This is a genomic window from Kitasatospora phosalacinea (genome assembly GCF_000717185.1).
Classification (GTDB): Bacteria; Actinomycetota; Actinomycetes; order Streptomycetales; family Streptomycetaceae; genus Kitasatospora; species Kitasatospora phosalacinea_A.
In genome coordinates this window covers 1-262 of the sequence record NZ_JNYE01000309.1, presented here as the reverse complement: position 1 = coordinate 262, position 262 = coordinate 1, and the positions used below count along the sequence as shown (strand labels likewise).

The window sequence follows — 262 nt, the reverse complement described above, 5'->3', positions numbered from 1 at the left end:
GGTGGGGGCGAACCCGAGGACGGTGAACGGCGGGTTGCGCGGCTCGACCCAGCCCCAGCTGCCGCTCTGCAGGACGGCCAGCACCACCAGGGCCAGGCCGGCGGCGGAGAGCACGGCGCCGGTCACGTCGAGGCGGGGCCGGACGGCGGGCACCGGCTGCGCGGGGATCCAGCGCATCAGCAGCAGGATCGCCAGGACCAGCACCACCTCGCCCGCGAACACCAGCCGCCAGGTCAGGTAGGTGGTGACCCAGCCGCCGAGC

Annotated in this window: 1 pseudogene; it reads right to left on the bottom strand. The window is 75.6% G+C overall.

Annotated features, from left to right (window positions below):
* Positions 1-262, bottom strand: a pseudogene (locus OO57_RS38155) (MFS transporter); the annotation flags it as partial.